At 63.8% G+C, this 20,509-nt stretch carries 18 protein-coding genes; 7 read left to right on the top strand and 11 right to left on the bottom strand.

Features of this window, described 5'->3' with window-relative positions; genetic code table 11:
- Positions 1-132: 132 nt before the first annotated feature.
- The 4 genes from QZY67_RS09085 to QZY67_RS09070 form a co-directional block, all read right to left on the bottom strand.
- Positions 133-1,197: an aminopeptidase P family protein gene (locus tag QZY67_RS09085; protein WP_295369800.1), complete on the bottom strand. Its 1,065-nt coding sequence runs from the start codon at positions 1,195-1,197 to the stop codon at positions 133-135.
- A gap of 19 nt (positions 1,198-1,216) precedes the next feature.
- A complete protein-coding gene (locus QZY67_RS09080) occupies positions 1,217-1,414 on the bottom strand; it encodes a hypothetical protein (protein ID WP_294531931.1) in 198 nt (65 codons plus the stop codon).
- Between the two features lie 492 nt (positions 1,415-1,906).
- Positions 1,907-2,755 (bottom strand): TIM barrel protein, encoded by an 849-nt coding sequence (locus tag QZY67_RS09075; protein WP_295369799.1) that lies wholly within the window; start codon positions 2,753-2,755, stop codon positions 1,907-1,909.
- Positions 2,752-3,273 (bottom strand): YqeG family HAD IIIA-type phosphatase, encoded by a 522-nt coding sequence (locus QZY67_RS09070; RefSeq protein WP_295369798.1) that lies wholly within the window; start codon positions 3,271-3,273, stop codon positions 2,752-2,754. The genes QZY67_RS09075 and QZY67_RS09070 overlap by 4 nt, the downstream gene beginning before the upstream one ends.
- 90 nt (positions 3,274-3,363) lie before the next feature.
- On the opposite strand from QZY67_RS09070, the gene QZY67_RS09065 reads away from it, so the two are divergent.
- The 3 genes from QZY67_RS09065 to QZY67_RS09055 all read left to right on the top strand — a co-directional run bounded on the left by QZY67_RS09065 (position 3,364) and on the right by QZY67_RS09055 (position 5,930).
- Positions 3,364-4,140, top strand: coding sequence for a hypothetical protein (locus QZY67_RS09065; RefSeq protein WP_295369797.1), 777 nt, complete (start codon positions 3,364-3,366; stop codon positions 4,138-4,140).
- 99 nt (positions 4,141-4,239) lie between these two features.
- Positions 4,240-5,598 (top strand): 8-oxoguanine deaminase, encoded by a 1,359-nt coding sequence (locus QZY67_RS09060; RefSeq protein ID WP_295369796.1) that lies wholly within the window; start codon positions 4,240-4,242, stop codon positions 5,596-5,598.
- Between the two features lie 41 nt (positions 5,599-5,639).
- Positions 5,640-5,930 carry a hypothetical protein gene (locus QZY67_RS09055; RefSeq protein WP_295369795.1) on the top strand — a complete coding sequence of 97 codons (291 nt, stop codon included), beginning with the start codon at positions 5,640-5,642 and terminating at the stop codon, positions 5,928-5,930.
- A gap of 78 nt (positions 5,931-6,008) precedes the next feature.
- Here QZY67_RS09055 and QZY67_RS09050 read toward each other — a convergent pair whose 3' ends face one another.
- On the bottom strand, positions 6,009-6,473 hold the full coding sequence (locus QZY67_RS09050) for a DUF2798 domain-containing protein (protein ID WP_295369794.1): 465 nt from the start codon (positions 6,471-6,473) through the stop codon (positions 6,009-6,011).
- 295 nt (positions 6,474-6,768) lie between these two features.
- On the opposite strand from QZY67_RS09050, the gene QZY67_RS09045 reads away from it, so the two are divergent.
- Together QZY67_RS09045 and QZY67_RS09040 are read left to right on the top strand one after the other, a co-directional pair.
- Complete coding sequence (locus QZY67_RS09045; protein WP_295369793.1) at positions 6,769-7,785, top strand: inorganic phosphate transporter; 1,017 nt, start codon at positions 6,769-6,771, stop codon at positions 7,783-7,785.
- A 101-nt stretch (positions 7,786-7,886) separates the two neighbouring features.
- Positions 7,887-9,041, top strand: a complete 1,155-nt coding sequence (locus QZY67_RS09040) for an aldo/keto reductase (protein ID WP_006574850.1) — start codon at positions 7,887-7,889, stop codon at positions 9,039-9,041.
- 78 nt (positions 9,042-9,119) lie between these two features.
- On the opposite strand, the gene QZY67_RS09035 is transcribed toward QZY67_RS09040, so the two are convergent.
- On the bottom strand, positions 9,120-14,816 hold the full coding sequence (locus tag QZY67_RS09035) for a phosphodiester glycosidase family protein (RefSeq protein WP_295369792.1): 5,697 nt from the start codon (positions 14,814-14,816) through the stop codon (positions 9,120-9,122).
- 267 nt (positions 14,817-15,083) lie between these two features.
- Between QZY67_RS09035 and QZY67_RS09030 the strand changes: the two genes are divergently transcribed.
- The gene (locus tag QZY67_RS09030) at positions 15,084-15,248 is read left to right on the top strand and encodes a hypothetical protein (protein ID WP_277216577.1); all 165 of its coding nucleotides are present in this window, start codon (positions 15,084-15,086) and stop codon (positions 15,246-15,248) included.
- A 74-nt stretch (positions 15,249-15,322) separates the two neighbouring features.
- On the opposite strand, the gene QZY67_RS09025 is transcribed toward QZY67_RS09030, so the two are convergent.
- Both QZY67_RS09025 and QZY67_RS09020 read right to left on the bottom strand, forming a co-directional pair.
- A complete protein-coding gene (locus tag QZY67_RS09025) occupies positions 15,323-16,864 on the bottom strand; it encodes a PepSY domain-containing protein (RefSeq protein WP_295369791.1) in 1,542 nt (513 codons plus the stop codon).
- Complete coding sequence (locus QZY67_RS09020; RefSeq protein WP_295369790.1) at positions 16,861-17,445, bottom strand: RNA polymerase sigma factor; 585 nt, start codon at positions 17,443-17,445, stop codon at positions 16,861-16,863. The genes QZY67_RS09025 and QZY67_RS09020 overlap by 4 nt, the downstream gene beginning before the upstream one ends.
- A gap of 287 nt (positions 17,446-17,732) precedes the next feature.
- Here QZY67_RS09020 and QZY67_RS09015 point away from each other — a divergent pair, with 287 nt between their 5' ends.
- The gene (locus QZY67_RS09015; protein WP_295369789.1) at positions 17,733-17,999 is read left to right on the top strand and encodes a hypothetical protein; all 267 of its coding nucleotides are present in this window, start codon (positions 17,733-17,735) and stop codon (positions 17,997-17,999) included.
- 187 nt (positions 18,000-18,186) lie between these two features.
- Here QZY67_RS09015 and QZY67_RS09010 read toward each other — a convergent pair whose 3' ends face one another.
- The 3 genes from QZY67_RS09010 to QZY67_RS09000 form a co-directional block, all read right to left on the bottom strand.
- On the bottom strand, positions 18,187-19,527 hold the full coding sequence (locus QZY67_RS09010; protein WP_366448962.1) for an MATE family efflux transporter: 1,341 nt from the start codon (positions 19,525-19,527) through the stop codon (positions 18,187-18,189).
- Positions 19,528-19,693: 166 nt separating this feature from the next.
- Positions 19,694-20,101 carry a NifB/NifX family molybdenum-iron cluster-binding protein gene (locus QZY67_RS09005; RefSeq protein WP_295369788.1) on the bottom strand — a complete coding sequence of 136 codons (408 nt, stop codon included), beginning with the start codon at positions 20,099-20,101 and terminating at the stop codon, positions 19,694-19,696.
- Entirely contained in the window at positions 20,098-20,460 is a 363-nt protein-coding gene (locus QZY67_RS09000; RefSeq protein WP_295369787.1) for a DUF134 domain-containing protein, read from the bottom strand. The genes QZY67_RS09005 and QZY67_RS09000 overlap by 4 nt, the downstream gene beginning before the upstream one ends.
- Between the last annotated feature and the right edge of the window lie 49 nt (positions 20,461-20,509).

Raw genomic sequence — 20,509 nt, 5'->3', positions numbered from 1 at the left:
CTGTCCATAACCGCCGCTCTAACGACTTCCCTATGAGACCGCTTAACTGGTCCTCTCCTAACGAGTTCGCCGTCCAATATGTTTGACAAACCTACATTTTCCCCTCTGCGGGCAGAATTTTAAGGAAATTGCTCAGAGTACAATGAGCTCCTTGGGCGCCTTGGTGATGTCGATGCAGCCGTCCTCAGTCATGATGGCCACGTCCTCAATGCGCACGCCGAAGCGGCCGGGGAGATAGATGCCCGGCTCGGCGGACACGGCGGCGCCCACGGGCATGGGGGTCTCGTCCCGCATGTTGGCGTTGGGGGCCTCGTGGATCTCAATGCCCACGCTGTGGCCGTAGCCGTGGCCGAAGTACTCGCCGTAGCCGGCGTCCTCGATGACCTTGCGGGCGGCGGCGTCGATGCTCTTGCCGGTGACCCCCGCTTTAGATGCGGCCAGGCCGGCCAGCTGGGCCTGGAGCACCACGTCGTACACCTTCCGCATCTCCTCGGTGGGCTCGCCCAGGGCCACGGTGCGGGTCATGTCGGAGCAGTAGCCGTTGTAGATGCAGCCGAAGTCCATGGTGATGAACTCGCCCTTCTCCACCTTCTTGTCGCTGGGCACGCCGTGGGGCAGGCTGCCGTTGGGACCGGAGACCACGATGGGGTCAAAGGACATCTTCTGGGCGCCGAAGCGGAGCATATCGTACTCCAGCTTGGCGGCGATCTCCTTCTCCGTGACGCCGGGCTTGATGAACTTGAGAATCTCGTCAAAGGCCCGCTCGGAGATCCGCTGGGCCTGCACCATGGCGTCCAGCTCCTCCTGGTCCTTGGCGCCCCGCAGGCCGTTGACCAGCCCCTGGGCGGGCACCAGCTCCACCTGGAGCGCGTTGTCCAGGTGCTTGTACTGGGCCACGGTCATATAGCCGTCCTCAAAGCCCATCTTATGGATGCCCAGTTCATCGATGGCCTGCTGGAGCAGAGCGGGATAGCTCTTCTCCCGGCTGGTCATGGCGATAGCTGCGCCGGTGACGGTCTTCTCCGCCGCCTCGATGTAGCGGGAGTCGGTGAAGTAGCGGCACTCGCCGGCGGTCACCACCACGTAGCCCTCGCCGTGGAAGCCCACGCCGTAGAACTCGCCGGGGGCGCTGGAGAGCAGCATGGCGTCGATTCCGTACTCGGGCAGCTTGGCCCCAATCTGTTTCAGATGATTCATAAAAATTACTTCCTTTCTCCTATTTCCTGCGCTTTTTCTCCGGCAATTCCCGGATGCGCGTCACATAGTCCAGGTTGACCAGCTCCAGCTTGTCATCCATGCGGAGGGAAAGCCAGTTCCCGTCCAGCTTTTCCAGCACACCGGTGACGCTGGTGAGACCCTCCATATCGAACATACAGCGCTTTCCCAGCAGCTGCTCTATGATGGTCTGACTCATATTCCCTGCTCGCCTCCTTCTGTTTCTCCTCCGGCGGTGCTGTACGGCGCGGCGCCAGGCCATCCAGAGTATGATCATAACAGCCACGAATACTACCCATATGGCCGGATCCATCGGCTGCACCTCCCGTGCACCCCATTTATCTGCCCGGGCGGAGTAAATCCGCCCGGCATCAAGGTTTTTTCTCGGAAAAACACTTGTACGGCGCCCCGCTGTGCGGGGCCCCTCAGGCTGTCGAAAAAGTCCAGGGACTTTTTCGACAGCCTTCAAAAATGCCGTTACTTTCGCGCCGCACAGCGGCGCAAAAGTCCTCGCTCCGCTCTCCGGAAGCCTTGCACAGCAAGGCTTCCGGGGCATTCGATCCCACGCGAGGCGGGCGGCTGCCCCCTCGCGCTCCCCCGCCCCGACGCAGCCCGATGCTGTTCAACCAAGGTTTTTTGACACGCTGCGGCACCCCGCCGTACGGGGCCCCTGCGAAAATACACAGGACAGTCAGCCCCGCGCGGCCTGGTACAGCTTCTTCATGGTCACGGCGTCCTCGGCCTGGGTTCCGGCCGATTCACAGATGAAGGTGGGGCTCCAGCCCCGGCGGGCGATTTCGGCCATCAGGGGTGCCGGGTCGGGGCCGAACTCGTCCTGGTCAAAGGTCAGGTGCATCTTCTCGCCGCCGTTCGGGGTGAACTGGATTTTGGAGAAGTGGCTGTGGAAGCGGGACGCCCGCTCCTCGCCCAGCACCTCCGCCACCCGGTCCAGCATGCCCACGCAGGCCTCGTGGCCCTCCAGCTCCCCCAGGGTGCGGGCGTACAGGTGGCCGAAGTCGATGCAGGGGGTGAGCCGCTCATCCAGCGTGCACAGCTCCAGCACCTCATCCAGGTCGCCCAGCTGATTGATTTTGCCCATGGTCTCAGGGCAGAGGGTGATATGGCCAAAGCCCTCGCCGTCCACGGCGGAGACAATCTCCCGCAGAGACTTCAGTGCAATGTCCTGGGCCTCTCTGCGGGTGCGCTTCATCAGCGCCCCGGAGTGGATGACCACCCGGGCGGCCCCCATCCAGTCCGCCGCCCGGCAGACGGCGATGACATAGCCCGTGGTCTTTTTCAGGCTCTCCGGGTCGGGGTTGGCCAGGTTGATGAAGTAGGGCGCGTGGAGGGACAGGGCCACGCCGTGTTCCGCCGCGGCGGCGCCCAGCTTCCGGGCCGTCTCCTCCCCCACGTTGACCCCCTTGCCGCACTGGTACTCGTAGGCGTCCAGCCCCAGTCCGCTCAGCCAGCGGGGAGCGTCCACCGAGGATTTGTAGGGAAATGATTCCGCGTTTCCCGCGGGTCCGAATTTTGCGCTCATAGTGCTCTCCTGTTGTTTCGTTTTCCCAGAAGCCGGAAGGGCTCCTCCACCGCATAGCGGAGATAGCGCCCCGGGTTGCCCGCCAGCTCGATGGGCTCCACCATCAGGGCTTTCACGCCGGAGCGCCGCGCCCCCAGGATATCGGTAAAAATCTGGTCCCCCACCATGGCGGTCTGCTCGGGCCGGCGGCCCATGCGCTCCATGGCTCTGAAGTAGCCCGCCGTGCGCGGCTTGCCCGAGTGGCCCTGATAGGGGATGCCCAGGGCCTGGGCAAAGCTGGCGGCCCGGCCGGGCTTGCGGCTGTTGGACAGGAGGTAGAGCTCCACCCCTGCCGCCTCCAGCTTCTCCTTCCAGTCCCGCAGGGTCTGGTCCGGCTCCGGCTGGCCGTATTTGACCAGCGTGTTGTCCAGATCCGCCAGGAGCAGGGTAATTCCCGCCTCCCGGAGGGCTGTGGGGTCGATGTCGTAAATGCTGTCATACACCCGGTGGGGTATCAGGGAAAAAGGCAAACCGCTCACCTCATTTGTTTTGCTTCTGAACTTCAGGATACCCGCATAGACTGCATTATAGCATTTCGGCAAAACATGGACAAGGGGGTACCATCCATTATGCGTTCCAAAACCCAATTGATTCTCACTGTCCCGCCCGCCGACAGCCGCGCCGCCTCCCGGCTCGGCCTGCCCCTGGCCCACACGGCCTACCGGGTGGGCGGCGGTCCCCATCTCTTCCGGGCCAACATGCCGGTGGCGGTCCGGGGCGGACTGATGGCCATTGACGACGCCGGCTTCGACGGCCTGGGCCAGGCCCTGCCCTTCTGCCACGAGGTCATGCGGGAGTGCTCCGCCCGGGGCTTTGACGGGGTTATCTGCGCCTTCCGCTCCCGGCCCCTCAAGGTGCTGGGGCAGATTATCTCCCAGCTGGGGGATTTGATGCACAACCGGGGCTGGTCCCTGTACGTCCCTGAGGCCTACGCCAGCTGCTCCGACAAGACCCGGGTGCTCATCCCCACCGCGCTGTCTGGGGGCTCGCTCCGCCAGCGGCTGGCAGAGGCGGTGGCGGAGTACGGCGCCGGGCGTGTGGTTCTGGACGTGGAGCTGGTGCGGCAGGACTTCTTTCTCCCCTCTCCAACCGGTCAGGGCGTGCCCATGACCGGCGGGGAGCTGGACAAAAAGATGGAGGAGCTGCGCCCGTCGGTGTTCTTCTCCAACGAGCTGTGCGCCCACTACTTTACCTACATGTCCCCCAAGACCGGCGCCCATTTCGTCCTCTTTGACGACGCCGGCAGCATCCGCAGGAAGCTCCAGCTCTCCCGCAGCCTGGACATTGACCGGGCCGTCCTCTCCTACCCGGACACCGCCGGGCTGCTGCCCCAGATTCTCGCCTGACCGGCTCCCCGCGGCTTGCCTTTCCCGCCGTCCCATGGTATGATGAGAAAAACAGAGAAATTTTCCCATCCTGATACTCACCAAAGGGGGCGCCGCTCTATGTCCACCCTGCTCATCCGCAACGCGCGCTACATCGTGTCCTGCGACGACTACGACACCCTCCACGAGAACGTCAACCTCTTTATCCGGGACGGCGTGGTGGAGTACATCGGGCCCAAGCTGTGCCATGCGGAAGCCGCCATTGACGCCTCCCGCATGGCGGTCTATCCCGGCCTTATCAACACCCACCACCACCTGTACCAGATCTTCTCCCGCAACCTGCCCCAGGTCCAGCAGCTGGAGCTGTTTCCCTGGCTGGTGGCCCTGTACGAGGTGTGGAAGAATCTGAACGAGGATGTTGTCTACCACGCCTCCCTCACCGGCATGGGGGAGCTGCTCAAGACCGGGTGCACCACCTGCTTTGACCACCACTATGTGTTCCCCGACCGGGCCGGGGACCTGATTGCCGCCCAGTTTCGGGCGGCGGACACCCTGGGCATGCGGTTCCACGCCTCCCGGGGCTCCATGGACCTGTCCAAGAAGGACGGCGGCCTGCCGCCCGACAGCGTGGTCCAGCCCATCGACGCCATTCTGGCCGACTCGGAGCGGCTGGTGAAGGTCTGGCACGACGACTCCCGGTACGCCATGCACCGGGTGGCCCTGGCCCCCTGCTCCCCCTTCTCAGTGTCCGGCGATCTGCTCCGGGAGAGCGCCAGGCTGGCCCGCAGCCTGGGGGTCCGGCTCCACACCCACCTGGCCGAGACCAGGGACGAGGAGAGGTTCACCCTGGAGAAGTTCGGCATGCGCCCCCTGGCCTACATGGAGTCCCTGGGCTGGGTGGGGAACGACGTGTGGTACGCCCACGGCATCCACTTCAACGACAGCGAGCTGCGCCTCCTGGCCGAGACGGGCACCGGCGTGGCCCACTGCCCCATCTCCAACATGAAGCTCGCCTCCGGCGTATGCCGCCTCCACGAGATGCTGGACATGGGCGTCCCGGCGGGCCTGGCGGTGGACGGCTCCGCCTCCAACGACGGCTCCAACCTGCTGGAGGAGATGCGGGCGGCCTACCTGCTCCAGCGGCTGACCTACAGCCAGAAGGCCCCCACCGGGTACGACATCCTCAAGCTGGCCACCCGGGGCTCCGCCGCCCTGCTGGGCCGGGACGACATCGGCTGCCTGGCCGCCGGCATGGCCGCCGACCTGTTCCTGGTGAACCTGGACCGGATCGAGCTGGTGGCCGCCCAGCTGGACCCCAGGTCCATGCTGGCCACCGTGGGCCTCAAGGGCGCGGTGGACTACACGGTGGTCAACGGCAGGGCCGTGGTGCAGAACGGCCAGCTGGTCACTGTGGACGAGGCCGAGGAGGCCGCCGCCGCCAACGCCTGCGCCGGGCGCTACCTGGGCCGGGCGCTGTAAAAAAGAGCCGCCGTCACGGCTGAAGGGGAGTAGAGAGAGATATGGAAAAAAAGAACCTGGGCGCTGTCCTCACCGTTGTGATTGAGAGCTTTTGCTACATTGTCATGCAATATGTGCTGGCCTCGGCCATCATCTCCTTCCGGCGCAGCGTTCTGTTTGTTGTGTTTTTTGCCGTCAACGTCTTTGTCATCTCCAAGTACCTGGAGACCCTGGAGAAGTATGTCAGCCGCCGCCCGGTGCAGTACGGCCTGCTGGCCCTGTGTCTGGTAATTACGGCCATCTTCGCCTGGTTTTTCGGCTTCCTGGCCATGGAGCTGATCCCCTTCTCCTGACCCGAAACAGCAAGCGCGCCCGGGAACCAAATGGTTCCCGGGCGCTTTTTATCTGCCGAGTTCAGCTTTGAAATATGCTCACTTGGCCTCGGCCAGCTGCTTGCGGAACAGGGTCCGGAAAATCAGCCGGGTCAGGGGGCCGCAGTAGAGCATCTGCCAGAGGATGGCCATGGGCATGTTGCAGCCGAAGGTGTGAATCCAGGTGCCGAAGCTGGGCTCCTTGAAGAGCAGAGTGGCAATGAGGCTCATGGTGGGGCACATGATGCACACAATCATCAGGGAGATGGCGTAAGTAATCAGCTGCGGGCGGTCGGTGGGACGCATGAAGCTGAAGGCCAGCCGGGTGGCCAGCTTCTCCACCACGAAGAACTCCAGCACAAAGGCGATGGGCGCCATGATGGGCAGCTCGTAGAGAGCCATGACAAAGGCGGCGTTGGTGACGCCGCCGGTGTTCAGGGCCACGTTGTAGACGATCATCCCGTAGACCATGATGACGGCCATGATAATGGTGAAAATCACGTTCTGAAACTTGGTTTTGGGCATGCTTTTGCTCCTCCTCATTTGTCACACAGGCTTGTTTTGGCCGGCAGCGCAAAAAAAGAAGCAGCGAAACTTTCGTCTCGCTGCTTCCGCTCACTGCGACTACCATTCATTGCTTTGATTATAGCGTGTTTTTTTGCCCCTCGTAAGCATTATTTTTATTTCGTAGGAATGGACAAGCCTAAGCCGCTCTGACCGCTGTTGTTTTTGAGCATTTTCCCCTCTTCTTCCGGCGGAGGAGTGCTATTTTGCCGCTGTGGACCGTACACTTTCCCATAGCATGCCGGGAGGTGGGTCCATGCCCCTGTCCTTGTTCGACTTTCTCTGCCGCACCGCCGCCAGCCCCGCTCTGGCGGCCACGGTCCTTCTGCTGCTGGCCGTCATTCTGGTCAACGGCTGGACGGACGCGCCCAACGCCATCGCCTCGGCGGTGGTGTCCGGAGCGCTGCCCTTCCGGCGGGCCGCCTGGCTGGCGGCGGCCTGCAACCTGCTGGGGAGCCTGTGGGCAGCTGCGGCAGGAGGAGCGGTGTCCGAGACCATCTTTTCCATTGCCGATTTCGGCCGGAGTACCTCAGCCGCGCTGGCCGTCCTGTGCGCCGCCATGGCGGCCATTGTGTGCTGGGCGGTGCTGGCCTGGCGGTTCGGCATCCCCACCAGCGAGAGCCACGCCCTGGTGGCCGGATTGTCGGGAGCGGCGGCGGCGCTGCCCGGCGGACTGTCCAATCTGGGAACCGGCCCATGGCTGCGGGTGACGGCGGGTCTGGTCCTGTCGGTGGTGCTGGGGGCCGTTTTGGGGCGGACAATATCCGGGCGGATGGAGAAAAGCCAATTCTCTTCCTCCCGGCTGGCCGTAGGGCAGGTCTGTGCCGCCGGAGCCATGGCCTTTCTCCACGGCGCTCAGGACGGGCAGAAGTTTATGGGCGTCTTTCTTTTGGGGGCGGCCCTGGCTCAGGGGCGGCAGGACTGGGAGACCTTTCCACGGCCCCTGTGGCTGGCTCTGCTCTGCGGGTGCGTCATGGCCCTGGGCACCGCTCTTGGTGGAAAACGGATTGTGGCGTCTCTGGGCCGTGCCGCTCCCCTCACGCCCAAAAGCGGCCTGGCCGCCGACCTGGGCGGTGGGCTTTGCCTGCTGCTGTGCACCCTGCTGGGCCTGCCCGTGTCCACCACCCACGTCAAAACCGCCGCCATTCTGGGGGCTGGCCGGGGCGGCGACCCCAGACCTGTGCTGGCCATGGTCCTGGCCTGGCTGCTCACCTTCCCCGGCTGCATCCTTCTGGGCTTTGCCGCCGCCAGGCTGTTCCTAATCCTCCTCTGAGCCCTCCGGACAAACCGTCTTGCGGCTTTCCACAGCCGGTATTATAATGGTAGAAAATCCGGGCGGTTTTTGTCAGCCGCCCCTGTCAGGAGGGGTCCCCTATGAAATACCGTTCTCTGGGAAGCACCGGCCTTCAGGTCAGCGAGGTTGGCCTGGGCGGCGAGTATCTGGAGCGTGAGAATGCCGAGACCGTCTACGCCGTGGTGGACGAGGCCATGAAGCAGGGCATCAACATTCTGGACATCTTCATGTCCGAGCCCAACGTACGCACCAATCTGGGTGCGGCCCTCAAGGGCCGCCGGGAGAAGATGATTCTCCAGGGGCACATCGGCTCGGCCTGGAAGGATGGCCAGTACTGCCGCACCCGGGATCTGGACGACGGCAAGCGGTTCTTTGAGGACTTCCTCACCCGGCTGGACACCGACTATGTGGACATCGGCATGATCCACTTTGTGGACACCCAGTCCGGCTATGAAGACCTGCTGCGCAGCGGACAGCTGGAGTATGCCCAGGACCTGAAGGCCCAGGGGGTCATCAAGCACATCGGCCTGAGCTCCCACGAACCCGCCGCCGCCCGCAGGGCCGTGGAGGACGGCTGGGTGGAGGTGCTCATGTTCAGCGTCAACCCGGTCTTTGACCTGGCACCCGAGGGCACCGAGCTGACCAGCCTGCTGGGTCCCGACGGCCCCAAGGGGGTGGCGCTCTCCAGCATCGACCCGGCCCGTGAGGCCCTGTACCGGCTGTGCGAGGCCAGAGGCGTGGGCATCACCACCATGAAGACCTACGCCGCCGGCACCCTGCTGCGGGCGGAGTCCTCCCCCTTCGGCGCCGCCCTCACCCCGGTCCAGTGCATCCACTACGCCCTCACCCGTCCCGCAGTGGCCTCCACCCTCATCGGCTGCCGCTCGGTGGAGCAGGTGCGCCAGGCCGTGGCCTACGAGACCGCCGACGAGGCCGCCAAGGACTACGCCTCCGTCCTCTCCTCCGCCTCCCTCTATGCGGGTGCCCAGGGCCGGTGCATGTACTGCAACCACTGCCTGCCCTGCCCGGTCCATCTGGATGTGGCCCAGGTGAACAAGATGCTGGACCTGGCCCTGGCCGGAGAGGAAGTGCCCCCCACCGTCCGGGCCCACTACGCCGCTCTGGACCACCACGCCGCCGAGTGCCTCGCCTGCGGCGCCTGCGAGAGCCGCTGTCCCTTCCACGTGCCTGTGGCTGACCGCATGGCCAAGGCTGCGGCCCTGTTCGGCCAGTAATCAATCCTGTCAAAAAACCTCCCCCATCCGTCTGTTCGGCGGATGGGGGAGGTTTTTTTCGCTTATCCGGTTGGAATCTCAGGCGTTCTGCTGCTGGCAGAAGCGCATGAGGATGACCGCCACCTCCATGCGGGTGGCCTCGCCGGAGGGGTTGAGCTGTCCGGCGCTGTCGCCCTGGAACAGGCCCAGAGACACGGCCCAGGTCATGGCGTCCGCCGCCCAGGAGGAGACAGTGGCGCCGTCGGGGAACTCCGTCAGGCTGCCGGTTACAGCCGGGCTGCCTGCGGTGCGGTACAGCATGGCGGCAATCTGCTCCCGGGTGATGTTCCCCTCGGGATTGGTGCCGTCGGACACGCCCTCGGCCATCGCCCAGGCCATGCCCTTCTCATACCAGGTGCTGCCGCCGTCGGTCTCCGCTCCGTCCATACGGGCCAGCATGGTCATGAGCATGGCACGGCTCACCTGGAGCGCAGGGCTGAAGGTGGTGGCGGAAGTGCCGTTCATCAGGCCGTTGACGCCGGTATACCGGACGGCCTCATAGAACCAGTCGTTCTCGTCCACATCGGTGTAGGGGTTGGTCCAGGCCAGAGCGGCGTCGTAGGCCACCACATACTTGCCGAAACGGCTGGCGGTGAAGGTAACCGTACCCTCGGCAGCGTCACAGCTGGTCTGGCAGGCGGTCAGGCCGGCCTCGTCGTCCATGCAGTACACCACCACGCCGTCGGCCTCCTGGCCCTCTTTCAGCGCATAGGGGAGGGTAATGGTGGCCTTGCCGGTCTTCACTTCGGCAATCGCCTTGCCGCCGCTGGTGAGAGACAGGTCGTACACCACGCCGTCGCCCGCAGCGGCCTTTTGGGCCTCGGTGAGGTCATCGCTGTCCACGGCGGACACAGCCAGGGTCACCTTGCCGCCCGCCTGCTCCCCGATGGCCGCCAGAGCGGCGGCATCCAGGGTCACATCGGCCGCGTCGGAGGTGATGGCAAGGCTGCCCTGCTCGCCGCTCAGGGTCTTCAGCTCATCCACGGGCAGGGTGACGGACAGGCTGTCGGCCTTGCCGGTGTCCAGAGCCAGCTCCACCACGGGAGTGGTACCCGCCTTGCGGGCGGCCTCAATGACGGAGGTCACGGCCTTGTCCATGGTGGAGGCGGAGATCTCCGTCTTGGCCACGCCGCCGGAGACAGCGGGCTTCACCTCCACCGTCACGGCGGTGGTGCTGCCGGAGGTAACAGGCTCATTCACGTCGGGACCGCTGGGCACCACCACGCCGGTGCTGCCGGAGTCCTCAGACTCGGCCTGGCGGCTCTTGACGGTGAAGGAGTCCACCATGCGGGTGCCCTCTTCCTCCATGGCGTAGGCCTCGAAGGTGAGCACGCCGTCCTTCATTTTGAGCACGGAGAAGACCGGGTTGTTGTCGTCGTACACCACGTCCTGCCAGGGACGGCCCTCGCTGTCGGCGTCGTAGTACTTGGAGCCGGAGGAGCAGCCGCCCACCACGTAGGGGATGCCGGTGCCGGGCGCCTTCTCGCCCTGGTACATCTCAGTGCGGTTGTAGATGTGGTCGTGGCCGGAGAGCACCAGGCACACGCCCATCTTCTCAAACTCCGTGTGCAGCGCCCGCACGTCCGCCTCGTCGTAGCTCATGGGGTAGGCGGAGCGGTGCATCAGCACCACCTTGTATTCGGCATCGGAGGCGGCAAAGACCTCCTTCATGTGGGCAATCTGGGTCTTGAAGCCGGGATCATAGGTATAGGTGGCCTCGGTGTCCAGGTTGTAGAAGATGATGTCGCCCATCTGGAACCAGTAGTTGCGAGGGGTGTCATAGGTGCCGTTATCCGGGCCGTAGAAGTAGGAGGCAAAGGCCTGGGCGTCGTTGCTGGAATCGTGGTTGCCGATGGTGGGTGCCCAGATGCCGTTGCTCAGATAGCTGCCGAAGCCCTCGTAGGCCGCGTTCCAGTCGCTGTAGGACTGGCCGTCGTCGGACACGTCGCCGGCCTGCAGGTTCAGATCCACATCGGGGTAGAGAGCCTTCAGGGCCTCAATGGCCTGGGGGAACTGAGCATAGGCGCCCTGGATATCGCCGTAGAAGGCGATGGTCATGTCCCCGTCGGCGGGGGCGGTGGTAAAGGACTGGATGGCGCTGTAATGCTCGCCGGAGCCCACCTTATAGTAATAAGTGGTGTCGGGCTCCAGGCCGTCGGCCCGGACGCCCCAGGACTGATACAGCCGGACGTTGCCGCTGACCATGGTCTCAATGTCCTTGCCCTGGGCGGAGATGGTGCGTGTGTCCTCGCCGGTCAGGTCGGCGGTCTTGCCGATGACCAGTTCTCCGCTCTCCACATCCAGGCTGGTCTCCCAGCTGATGCCCACGGAGGTGGCGGGGTCCTGGCCGGTGGTGACGGTCACCTTGGCGGGGTCGGCGGTGCCCAGGCTGTCGTAGACCGTGATCTTCTGGGTGTTGCTCAGGGCGCCGTCGGCGTCCTCCACCCAGACCTGGAACTCGGTGCCCGCGGGATAGGTGCCGAACAGGCCGGTGCTGAGGGTGCCGTCCTCGCCGGTCACGCCGTCCAGCGCCACAGGCTCACCGTTCTGGGTCACATGGAAGCTCATGCCGGACACGGGCGTGCCCTGGTCGTCCACCAGCTTCAGCTGGGTCTCACGGCCCACGGTGGAGCCGCTCCAGGACAGGGTGTACTTCAGGGCCACCTCACGGTCGTAGCCGTCCAGAATCAGGTCGGTGCCCGTCACCTCGCCGGTCTGGCGGACGGAGGCCTTGTTCACCTTAATGCCGGTCTGGCCGCCGGCGCTGTTGCCCACCTTGAAGGTCAGATCCACCAGGGGATTTTCCTCGTCCTTCTCCAGCTTGTCCATGCCGGTGAGGGTGTAGCGGACCGTGCCTGCCTCCGCGTCCACCTCATTGACATCAGCGGTCAGGCGGCTGTCATAGGCGGCATCCACCAGGGTGACATACTTGGGGTCAAAGCTCAGGTCAAACTGGAACTCCTCAAAGTTGCGGTAGTCGGTGGCGTTGACGATGTAGTGGAAAGTGCTGCCCGCGGCGGCCTTCTCACCGGCAGGCACGGTCTCCTCCAGGTTGACGGCGTAGCCCTCCACGGTAAAGGACCACTCGTGGAAGAACTTGTTGCCGCTGTTGTCCTCCACACGGTACTTCACCTTGTTCAGACCGGGACGGAGGGCGGTGAGGGCGCCGGGGTGGAAGGTGATCTTCACGGATCCGTCAGCGGCCACCTCCTGCTGGATGGCGGAGAGGTCCATCACCTTGCCGTTGATCCACAGCTTGGTCCGCTCAGTGTTGATGCCGGTGTAGGGCTGGCCCTCCACCTGGGGGTCACGGACGGTGATGGAGATGTCGGGCTCGTTGGACACGTCCACAGCGCCGTCGGCAGGGGTCACCTCAGTGCCGGGCACCAGCTCAGGGGCCAGGGTGTCGTCGTTCTTGAAGTCGTAGACCGCACGCAGGCCGTCCACATAGATGGTGCCCTTTTTGCCGTTGGCCACGTTGGCGGTGCCCAGGACGCGGACGCCCCACACCAGACGGTAGGGGAAGGAGGCGGTGGCGGGGATGGCGTTCTCCACGTAGCGCCAGCCCACCCAGTCCACGTACACGTCGCCGGCGTAGGCGGCGGGTGCCAGCTGGATGCGCAGCCAGACGCCGTTGCCGTCGCCGTAGACCCAGCAGCCGATGGCCTTGGGCTGGCCCTCCAGATAGAGCTCGTCCACAGGGCCGGTCTCACAGGTGACCGTGCCGGTCAGGGGCTTGGTGGCAAAGTCGTAATCCACCCGCAGGGAGCCGTCTCCGCTCTTCACATAGCGCTCATCGTAGTTGATGGACATCTTGGCGTCGCCGCCGCGGTCGCCCAGACCGCCGTCCGCGCCGTTGAAATAGCGCCACTTCCAGCCGGCTTCCTCAAAGTCCTCCTCGAAGTCGTTGAGGGGAACGGGCAGCTTGCCGATCTCCACGGGGAGATTGAGGGTATAGTCCTTGTAGGAGATTTTCAGTTCGCCGGTGCCCTGGGTCTCGGCGGCGGTAAAGGTGCCGTCGGGGGCGATGGAGCCCAACGAATCATCGGAGAGCTCAAAGGTGAGGGCCTCGCTGGTGAGCACCACGGGGGTGCCGTTGTACTCGGCGGTGAAGCTCATCTTGGCGGTGGCGCCGGGGGCCACGGAGAGGATGGAGCGGTCGGCGGTGAGCTTGGTGATGGAGTCCACCACCTGGACCTCCAGCACGCCGGAGGCAGAGCCGTCCTCTGTGGACACGGTGATGGTGCCCTCATGGGTACCGGCGGCAGCGGTAAAGACGCCGTCCTCGGACACCGCGCCAATCTCCCCGTCGACAGCGTAGGTCAGGGCGCTGTCCAGGGCCTTGTAGTGGTAATTGCCGTCGGTGGCGCCCACCTTCACGCCCAGTTTGCCGTTCTCCAGCACCATGACCTTGTTGCCGTAGCCCTCGTCAATATCGGGGTAAATATGGAGCAGGGTGGTATCGGGGTCCGGCTCGCTCTGGGCCACAAAGAGCAGGGCGTTGCAGTTGGCACGCTCGCTGCCGTCGGAGGGCCGGTTGAGGATGGTGGACTGCTCATCGCCGGGCAGGGTGGCGGTGATGGTGGAGCTGCCGCCGCCGTCAAAGTTGAAGACGGACACGCAGCCCTGCGCCTTCATGTAGTCCACGATATTCCGGAAGCTGATGCCCATGGCCCAGCCGGCCTGGCGGCCGTCGCACTGGAAGAACACCAGGCTGCCGTCCTCCTTCACACCCATAACCGTGCGGGGGTGGATATCGGTATCCCCGTTGTATGCGCTCTCATTGACCTGGCCGTTCCACATGAGGACGTGGAAGATGCCAAGGGCCTGGGTGGCCTGGCTCCAGTCCACATCGCTGTTGTTGTTGGCCACGGAAACCGTCACCTGCTCGCCCTCGGTCAGGGCGCTCAGGTCGTCGTACCGGCTGCCGGCGCTGTTGGTGCTCAGGACAATCTGGTTCTCCCCAATCGGGGTCTGGTTCTTGTCCACATTGGCCTCTACCTGGTTGACGCTGGCCACGGTGGCGGTAATCTCGCCGCCCACCACCAGGCCCTCATAGCCGGGGGTGGTCACGTCCAGCACCACTTCCACGCCGGGCTGGGTGGAGTTGGTGGCGGAGGCAAACTGCTCGGTGAGGAGGTAGACATTCTCCGTGTTCAGCTTGCGCTCCTTGTTGACGTGATTGACCGTGATGGCCTCGCCGTCCTCGGGGGTGGCGGTGATGGTCAGGTTGGTGTGGCCGTAGATGGCCTTGCCCTCGGCGGTAAAGCCCACCGCCTCGGCGCTGTTGTTGTGGGAGGTGGAAATCAGAATGCCGTCTCTGATCATCAGGCCGTTGGAGACGCCGTTGCTGGTGTCGTAGGCGTCGCCGTTGATGGCGAACACCACCTTGGAGCCGTCCTCCTCCGCCTGGGAGACCAGGTCGGACATGATGTCGCCGCCCATCACGTAGGGGCCATAGCTGAGCAGCGGCTTCACCTGCGTGGTCTCGGGGTTGTATGTAACGGTGTAGCTCTTCTGGAGGCCGTTCTCATTCTCGCTGATGATGTGCTCCAGCGTGATGCCGTTGTAGATATCCCGGCTCCAGTCCATGGACACCTGCCCCAGACCGGGGGTCTGGGTGTCCTGTGTATTTTCCGAAGCCTGCGCGCCAGGTAGCAGTCCCAGCAACATGGCTCCGGCCAGCGCCGCGGCGGCACATCTGCTGCCCCAGCGGTTCGCTTCTTTCCCTCTCATGTCAATTACCACTCCTTCAGTTACACCGGATATTCCGGGTGCGCATTTGACAGGACACATGTTAGCAGAAGGAGTGGAACCGCTCCATCAAGTCTCCGTATTATTTCTGTAAAATATTTCGATACAAAATCTTTCATGTTCTGAAACATTATTTCACACAGGAACATTTCTGACGCAATCTTTCCTGTCAGAGGCGTTCTTTCGCTGCGGGCAGCATGTTTTCCTTCCGCCGGGCAAATACTAGAGCGGCACAGAGGAGGTGCTTTTATGGCCAAACAGGGAATGTCCCGCCCGGAGCGGACCCACACCCAGCCCCGCAATGACCAGCCGCCCGTCCCCGAGATTCAGGGGAAGGAGAAGCACGGCAAGGAGCGGGCAAAGCCCATCATTCCGGGAACCAGCGGGCCGGATTTGAAGGTATTCCACCGCTGACCCTTACAGACAGGCGCAAAAAAGAGGCAGACCGCCGATAACAGCGGTCTGCCTCTCTTTTTCTCAACGGGATATCAGCGGTTGTCCGCCTCCCATTTGATGAACTCGCCGGAAGCGGCGTCAATTTCAAAGTCATACTCCCAGCCGTCCAGTACTGCCTCGCCCTTGTAGATCGTCCGGCCGTCGTCGCTGTCCCGCTCGAACTCCACAATGGTCGCTCCGGGGATACGGGCCAGAACCAGAGCCCTGGCCCCCTCCTCATCCAGCGCCGTCTGGCCGGCAGAGGCGCCGCTTCCTCCCTGCCAGCCGTCATCCGCGTCGTCCGCGTCCCACTCCAGGAAGGCGCCGGTGGAGGCGTCAATCTGGAACTCATACTCCCGGCCATCCAGAACCGCGTCGCCCTCATACACCATCCGGCCGTCGTCCGTCTTTCGCTGAAATTCTTTTATGGTTGCGCCGGGAATCTGGGCCAGCACCAGGTCCTTGGCCTCCTGATCGCTGATAAAGTCCGCCTGCTGCTGGCTCTGGGAGGGCTGGGGGCTGGGAGAAGGCTGGGAACTGGGCGCGGTCTCCGCTCCGGAGCCGCCGGACTGGGCTCCGGTCTCAGGACCGCTCTGATGGGTCCCGGTCCAGTGGTCATCCTCCTCGTACTCCCATTTGACCACTGCTCCGGTAAGGGCATCAATCTCGATGCTGTACTCGTAGCCGTCCTTCCACAGCTCCGCCTCGTAGACCATGCCGTCATCGTAGTCAAACTCGATCTCCTGCAGCGCCGCGCCGGGGAGCTGGGCCAGGGCGATCTCCGTGGCCTTCTCCAGGCCGATATAGGCCTTGTCGCTGGCCTGGCCGGTAACGGTCATGCCGCTGGTGTCCGCCTGCTTGGCCTGGAGCAGCAGGCTCAGGTCGTTGACCGACAGCCCCGCCAGGGCCTCAAAGGTCAGCGTGGGATCGGTGTCCAGAATCCGCTGGATCAGCGCCGCCTTGCCCTCGGAGATGCCGTAGGCCTCCGCCTGGCCGGCCAGGCTCTGGTCCCGGGTGGTGATGGTCTGCGCCATCACCGAGGCGTCCACCGACTCTCCGGCCAGCAGGCCGTTGACATCCGCCATCAGGCGCTCCTGAAGGGCCTGGGCCCTGGCGGCATCCTCGTTGGCCACCGTAATCAGGACCGAGTTTTTCAGCTCGTCAATATAGCCGTGCTGCACCATAGAGCCGATGAGGGCGTTGACCGCCACATTGAGCTGGGCGCCCCGCAGGTCCATGCCGTCTATGATTTCCGCTCCGTCGGCGTTCAGGGCCTCGCAGCTGAGCACCTTTTCGTTCCGGCTCACCGTCAGCTGCACGCTGGGGTTGACGTCGATATCCACCAGGGAGTCGGGGGCGTTGGCGTACCGCCAGCCGAAAAAGCTGCCGCCGCCGATGACCAGCACCAGGGCCGCCGCCACTGCCGCCGCAAAGTTCTGCCAGCGCCGCCGCTTTTTTCTGGGAGGCGCGCTGATATCCACAATCTTTTCCTGCCGCCGGGCCTCCTCCCGTACCTCCAGGAGCTCGTCCAGACGGTCGGGGGCCGCGTCCTCCATGGCGCGGGCCAGGCGGGCCTCCGCATCCTGTTCCTTCATGTCGCCTCACGCTCCTCCAGATAATCTCTCAGCTTCATCAGCGCCCTGCGGTACTTGGAGAGCACCGTGGCCAGGGGCATGTTCAGCAGGGCCGCGATCTCCCGGTGCTTCAGGCCGCTCAGGGCGTGGAGGGTGACCACCTGCCGCTCCTCGTTGCCCAGGCACTTCATGGCGGCCTCCAGGGCCAGCTTGTCCTCCTGGGCCCGGGTGGGGTCCACGCTGGCCCACAGGTGCCAGTCCTCCTCCTGCTCCAGCGGCACATCCCGCCGCTCACGCAGCTTCTCCAGCGCCAGGTTCCGGGCAATGGTGAGCACCCATGCCATGGGCTTCCCCTTGGGCTGGTAGCTTCCGGCGGCAGCGTCCACCTTCAGGAAGGTGTCCTGCATGACGTCCTCCGCATCGTGCTGGTTCTTTACGATGGACAGCGCAAAGCCGTACACCGCCTTATGGGCGCGGAGGTACAGCTCGGAAAACGCCTGCGTATCTCCCTGGGCTACGCGCAGAATCAGACTGTCCTCCAGTGCGGGCGCCCTGGCCGGAAGGAGCTCCTGCTCAAGTGCAGACAGGCCAAACAGCAGCATACATTCTTCCCCTCTCATAGGAATAACGGAACAGGCCGGGCTTTTATTGCATCTGAATGAAATTTTCTCCCGCCCGGCAGCGCAGGCAGCCAAGCCGGAGGCGGTTTCAGCCTCGAAAAACCGTATTTTCCCCTTGTACACTGAGTGTATTATACCATCTTCTCCCCGCTTCTTCAATCGTCCCTGCTTTTCTAACTGTTTACATGGAGTTTACGCCGTCCTCCCGCCTCCGTTACATTTTCGTGCTAAACTGTCCTTACCACTTATGAGCGAAGGAGGGATTTCCCATGGGCAAGTCTGCGCTGAAGCGCTGGAATCTCATTGTGGGCTGCGTCTTTCTGACCGGCGCCCTGGTCGCCGGCATATCGGCATACCGGGCCGGGACCTTTACGCCTCTGTCTGATCTGGGGCTGGTCATCTGCGCCGCCGGCATTGTTCTGGGGCTGGTCAAGCTCCGCTGCCCCTTTTGCCACCATTTTCTTGGCATTCTCTCAGACGGCTATTCCTTCTGCCCCTGGTGCGGAGACCGGCTGACCGGTTCGGACGGCGTCTAGCCATTAAAAATGCCGTTACTTTCCGGGGCATTCGATTCCACGCGAGGCGGGCGGCTGCCCCCTCGCGCTCCCCCGCCCCGACACAGCCCGATTCTGCTCAACCAAGGTTTTTCGACACGCTGTACTGAGGGCTGGAGCGCGAAGCGCTCCAGCCCTCAGTCTTTTCCTCGTTTCTGTCCGCGCCCGGTCACATCCGCGCGTGCATCCAGTCCGCCTTCTTGTAGTACAGGAAGAACAGCACGCAGCTGATGCCCCACGTGAGGGGGTAGACCCAGTAGACCATCTGGATGCTGTGGGTCAGCGGAATGGTGATGGACAGGAAGGCCACACGCACGCCGCACCAGATGGCGATCATAATCGCCATGGGGATCACGGCCTTTCCGGCGCCCCGCAGCACGGCGGCCACCGAGTGGGCGTACGCCAGCAGGCAGTAGAACAGCGCGGCGGTCCGGGCCTTCCCGACACCGAACGCCACCACCTCCGGCGTGGGGTCAAAGAGGGCGATGAGCTGTGGGGCGAAGAGAAACACCAGCACACCGATGGCCTCCGCCAGGGTGACGGTCATCAGAATTCCGAAGCGGGCTCCCTTTTTTGTCCGCTCATACTGCGTGGCTCCCAGATTCTGGCCCACAAAGGTGGTCAGCGCCAGGGTAAAGCTGTTGATGGGCAGGAAGCCGAAGCCCTCAATCTTGGCATAGGCACCGTAGCCGGCCATGGCCATCTCTCCGAAGGCGTTGACATTGGACTGGACAATCACATTGGCAAAGGCGATGATGGAGTTCTGCACGCCGGAGGGCAGGCCTACCCGGACAATCTGCCCCAGGATATCCCGCTCGAACCGGATCGACCTGAGCTCCAGCCGGTAGTCCTCCTTTGTCCGTATCAGCTGGATGAGGCAGAGCAGAGCGCTTACCACCTGGGAGATCACCGTGGCCAGCGCCGCGCCGCCCACGCCGGCGTCAAAGGCCTGGATGAACAGCAGATCCAGCCCCAGGTTGACAACGGACGAGGCGATCAGGTAGTACAGCGGGTGCCTGCCGTCCCCCACCGCCTGCAAAATACCCACAAAAACGTTGTACATCATAACGGCCAGGGAACCGCAGAAATAGATCCGCAGGTACGTCACAGACTCCGCCATCACGCTCTCCGGCGTGCCCATCCACATCAGAATCTGGGGCGAGAGCAGTACGCCCACAGCGGTCATCACCACGCCCGCCGCCAGGCCGAAGGCCACGATGGTATGCACGGTGCGGTGCAGCCCCTCCCTGTCCCCGGCGCCGAAGTGCCGGGCCACGATGACGCCCGCGCCGGAGGAGATGCCGCTCAGCAGGCCGATGAGCATGCCGATCAGGCTGCCCGACGAGCTGACCGCCGCCAGCGCGCTGCTGCCTACAAATCTTCCCACAATCAACGAGTCTACGGTATTGTACATCTGCTGGAACAGATTCCCCAGCATCAGCGGCAGGGCAAACAGGATCATCCGTTTCCAAATCGAGCCGCTGGTCATTGGCTCCATGGTTTTTGCCACAGGCTCCCTCCTCACATAAAAAACAGCACCAGCAGATTATAGCTCCCTTTTGTCTTTTGCACAAGTACACCGGGAATCTTTTCCCTACGAAAAATTTTCGCCGTCCCAGGCAGAAAAAACAGCGGACCGCCGGAAGACGGTCCGCTGTCTCTGTTTTCCGATGGGCTCAGCCGCCGCAGTGGCCGCCGCAGGTGTGACCATGGCCATGGTCATGACTGTGGCACTCATGGTGGCCGTGGTCGTGGTGGTGGCAGGTTGGCTCTACATTGCGGGCCAGATTGCCAGCCAGCAGGGCCTCCACCGCGGCGTCGGCGTCGCCGGACACGCCGCCGTAGAGGGTGATGCCGGCCTCCCCCAGGGCGGCGATGGCGCCGCCGCCGATGCCGCCGCAGATCAGGGTGTCCACCCCCAGCCCCTTCAGGAACCCGGCCAGTGCGCCGTGGCCGCTGCCGTTGGTGGGTTCCACGGCGGAAGCGGTCACCGCGCCGTTCTCCACATTGTACACCTTAAACTGCTCCGTGTGTCCGAAGTGCTGAAAAACCTGTCCGTTCTCATAGGTTACCGCAATTTTCATCTGTCTTCTCCTCCAAAACACTGTTTTCTCCGGCAGCCGCCCCGGCGGTGGCAGCAGCCCGGCCCGTCGCACAGGCGGTAATTTCCGCCGGCGATGACCAGCCGCTTTCCGTTCACCAAAGCGTCGGCCAGCTTGCGGCGGGCGCTGTCGCAGATGCCGGTGACCGTGGTGCGGGCGATCTCCATCTGGGCCGCGCAGGCCTCCTGGGTCAGCCCCTCCAGGTCCAGCAGGCGGATGACCTCGAACTCGTCCACCGTCAGCACCACCGGCTCCTCCGGGCCGGGCCGCTCCCCCACCGGGGCAAAGCCCGCCCAGCCGGGCAGCTGGCACACCCTTCTGCACTTCTGGGGCCTGGGCATCTGTTCTCCCTCCGTTTCTGACTTATGTCAGTTATTATACTCTGTTTCT

The sequence above is a fragment of the uncultured Pseudoflavonifractor sp. genome (assembly GCA_904419835.1).
Lineage (GTDB): Bacteria > Bacillota > Clostridia > Oscillospirales > Oscillospiraceae > Pseudoflavonifractor.
This window is presented reverse-complemented; position numbering and strand designations above follow the sequence as displayed.

Bases quoted from the DNA above. Each gene is read 5' to 3' on its own strand.
- QZY67_RS09045 (WP_295369793.1), top strand. From the start codon at position 6,769: ATGCCCCTGTCCTTGTTCGACTTTCTCTGCCGCACCGCCGCCAGCCCC.
- QZY67_RS09050 (WP_295369794.1), bottom strand. From the start codon at position 6,473: ATGCCCAAAACCAAGTTTCAGAACGTGATTTTCACCATTATCATGGCC.
- QZY67_RS09085 (WP_295369800.1), bottom strand. From the start codon at position 1,197: ATGAATCATCTGAAACAGATTGGGGCCAAGCTGCCCGAGTACGGAATC.
- QZY67_RS09075 (WP_295369799.1), bottom strand. From the start codon at position 2,755: ATGAGCGCAAAATTCGGACCCGCGGGAAACGCGGAATCATTTCCCTAC.
- QZY67_RS09040 (WP_006574850.1), top strand. From the start codon at position 7,887: ATGAAATACCGTTCTCTGGGAAGCACCGGCCTTCAGGTCAGCGAGGTT.
- QZY67_RS09015 (WP_295369789.1), top strand. From the start codon at position 17,733: ATGGGCAAGTCTGCGCTGAAGCGCTGGAATCTCATTGTGGGCTGCGTC.
- QZY67_RS09000 (WP_295369787.1), bottom strand. From the start codon at position 20,460: ATGCCCAGGCCCCAGAAGTGCAGAAGGGTGTGCCAGCTGCCCGGCTGG.
- QZY67_RS09055 (WP_295369795.1), top strand. From the start codon at position 5,640: ATGGAAAAAAAGAACCTGGGCGCTGTCCTCACCGTTGTGATTGAGAGC.
- QZY67_RS09060 (WP_295369796.1), top strand. From the start codon at position 4,240: ATGTCCACCCTGCTCATCCGCAACGCGCGCTACATCGTGTCCTGCGAC.
- QZY67_RS09020 (WP_295369790.1), bottom strand. From the start codon at position 17,445: ATGCTGCTGTTTGGCCTGTCTGCACTTGAGCAGGAGCTCCTTCCGGCC.
- QZY67_RS09035 (WP_295369792.1), bottom strand. From the start codon at position 14,816: ATGAGAGGGAAAGAAGCGAACCGCTGGGGCAGCAGATGTGCCGCCGCG.
- QZY67_RS09005 (WP_295369788.1), bottom strand. From the start codon at position 20,101: ATGAAAATTGCGGTAACCTATGAGAACGGACAGGTTTTTCAGCACTTC.
- QZY67_RS09030 (WP_277216577.1), top strand. From the start codon at position 15,084: ATGGCCAAACAGGGAATGTCCCGCCCGGAGCGGACCCACACCCAGCCC.
- QZY67_RS09065 (WP_295369797.1), top strand. From the start codon at position 3,364: ATGCGTTCCAAAACCCAATTGATTCTCACTGTCCCGCCCGCCGACAGC.
- QZY67_RS09025 (WP_295369791.1), bottom strand. From the start codon at position 16,864: ATGAAGGAACAGGATGCGGAGGCCCGCCTGGCCCGCGCCATGGAGGAC.
- QZY67_RS09080 (WP_294531931.1), bottom strand. From the start codon at position 1,414: ATGAGTCAGACCATCATAGAGCAGCTGCTGGGAAAGCGCTGTATGTTC.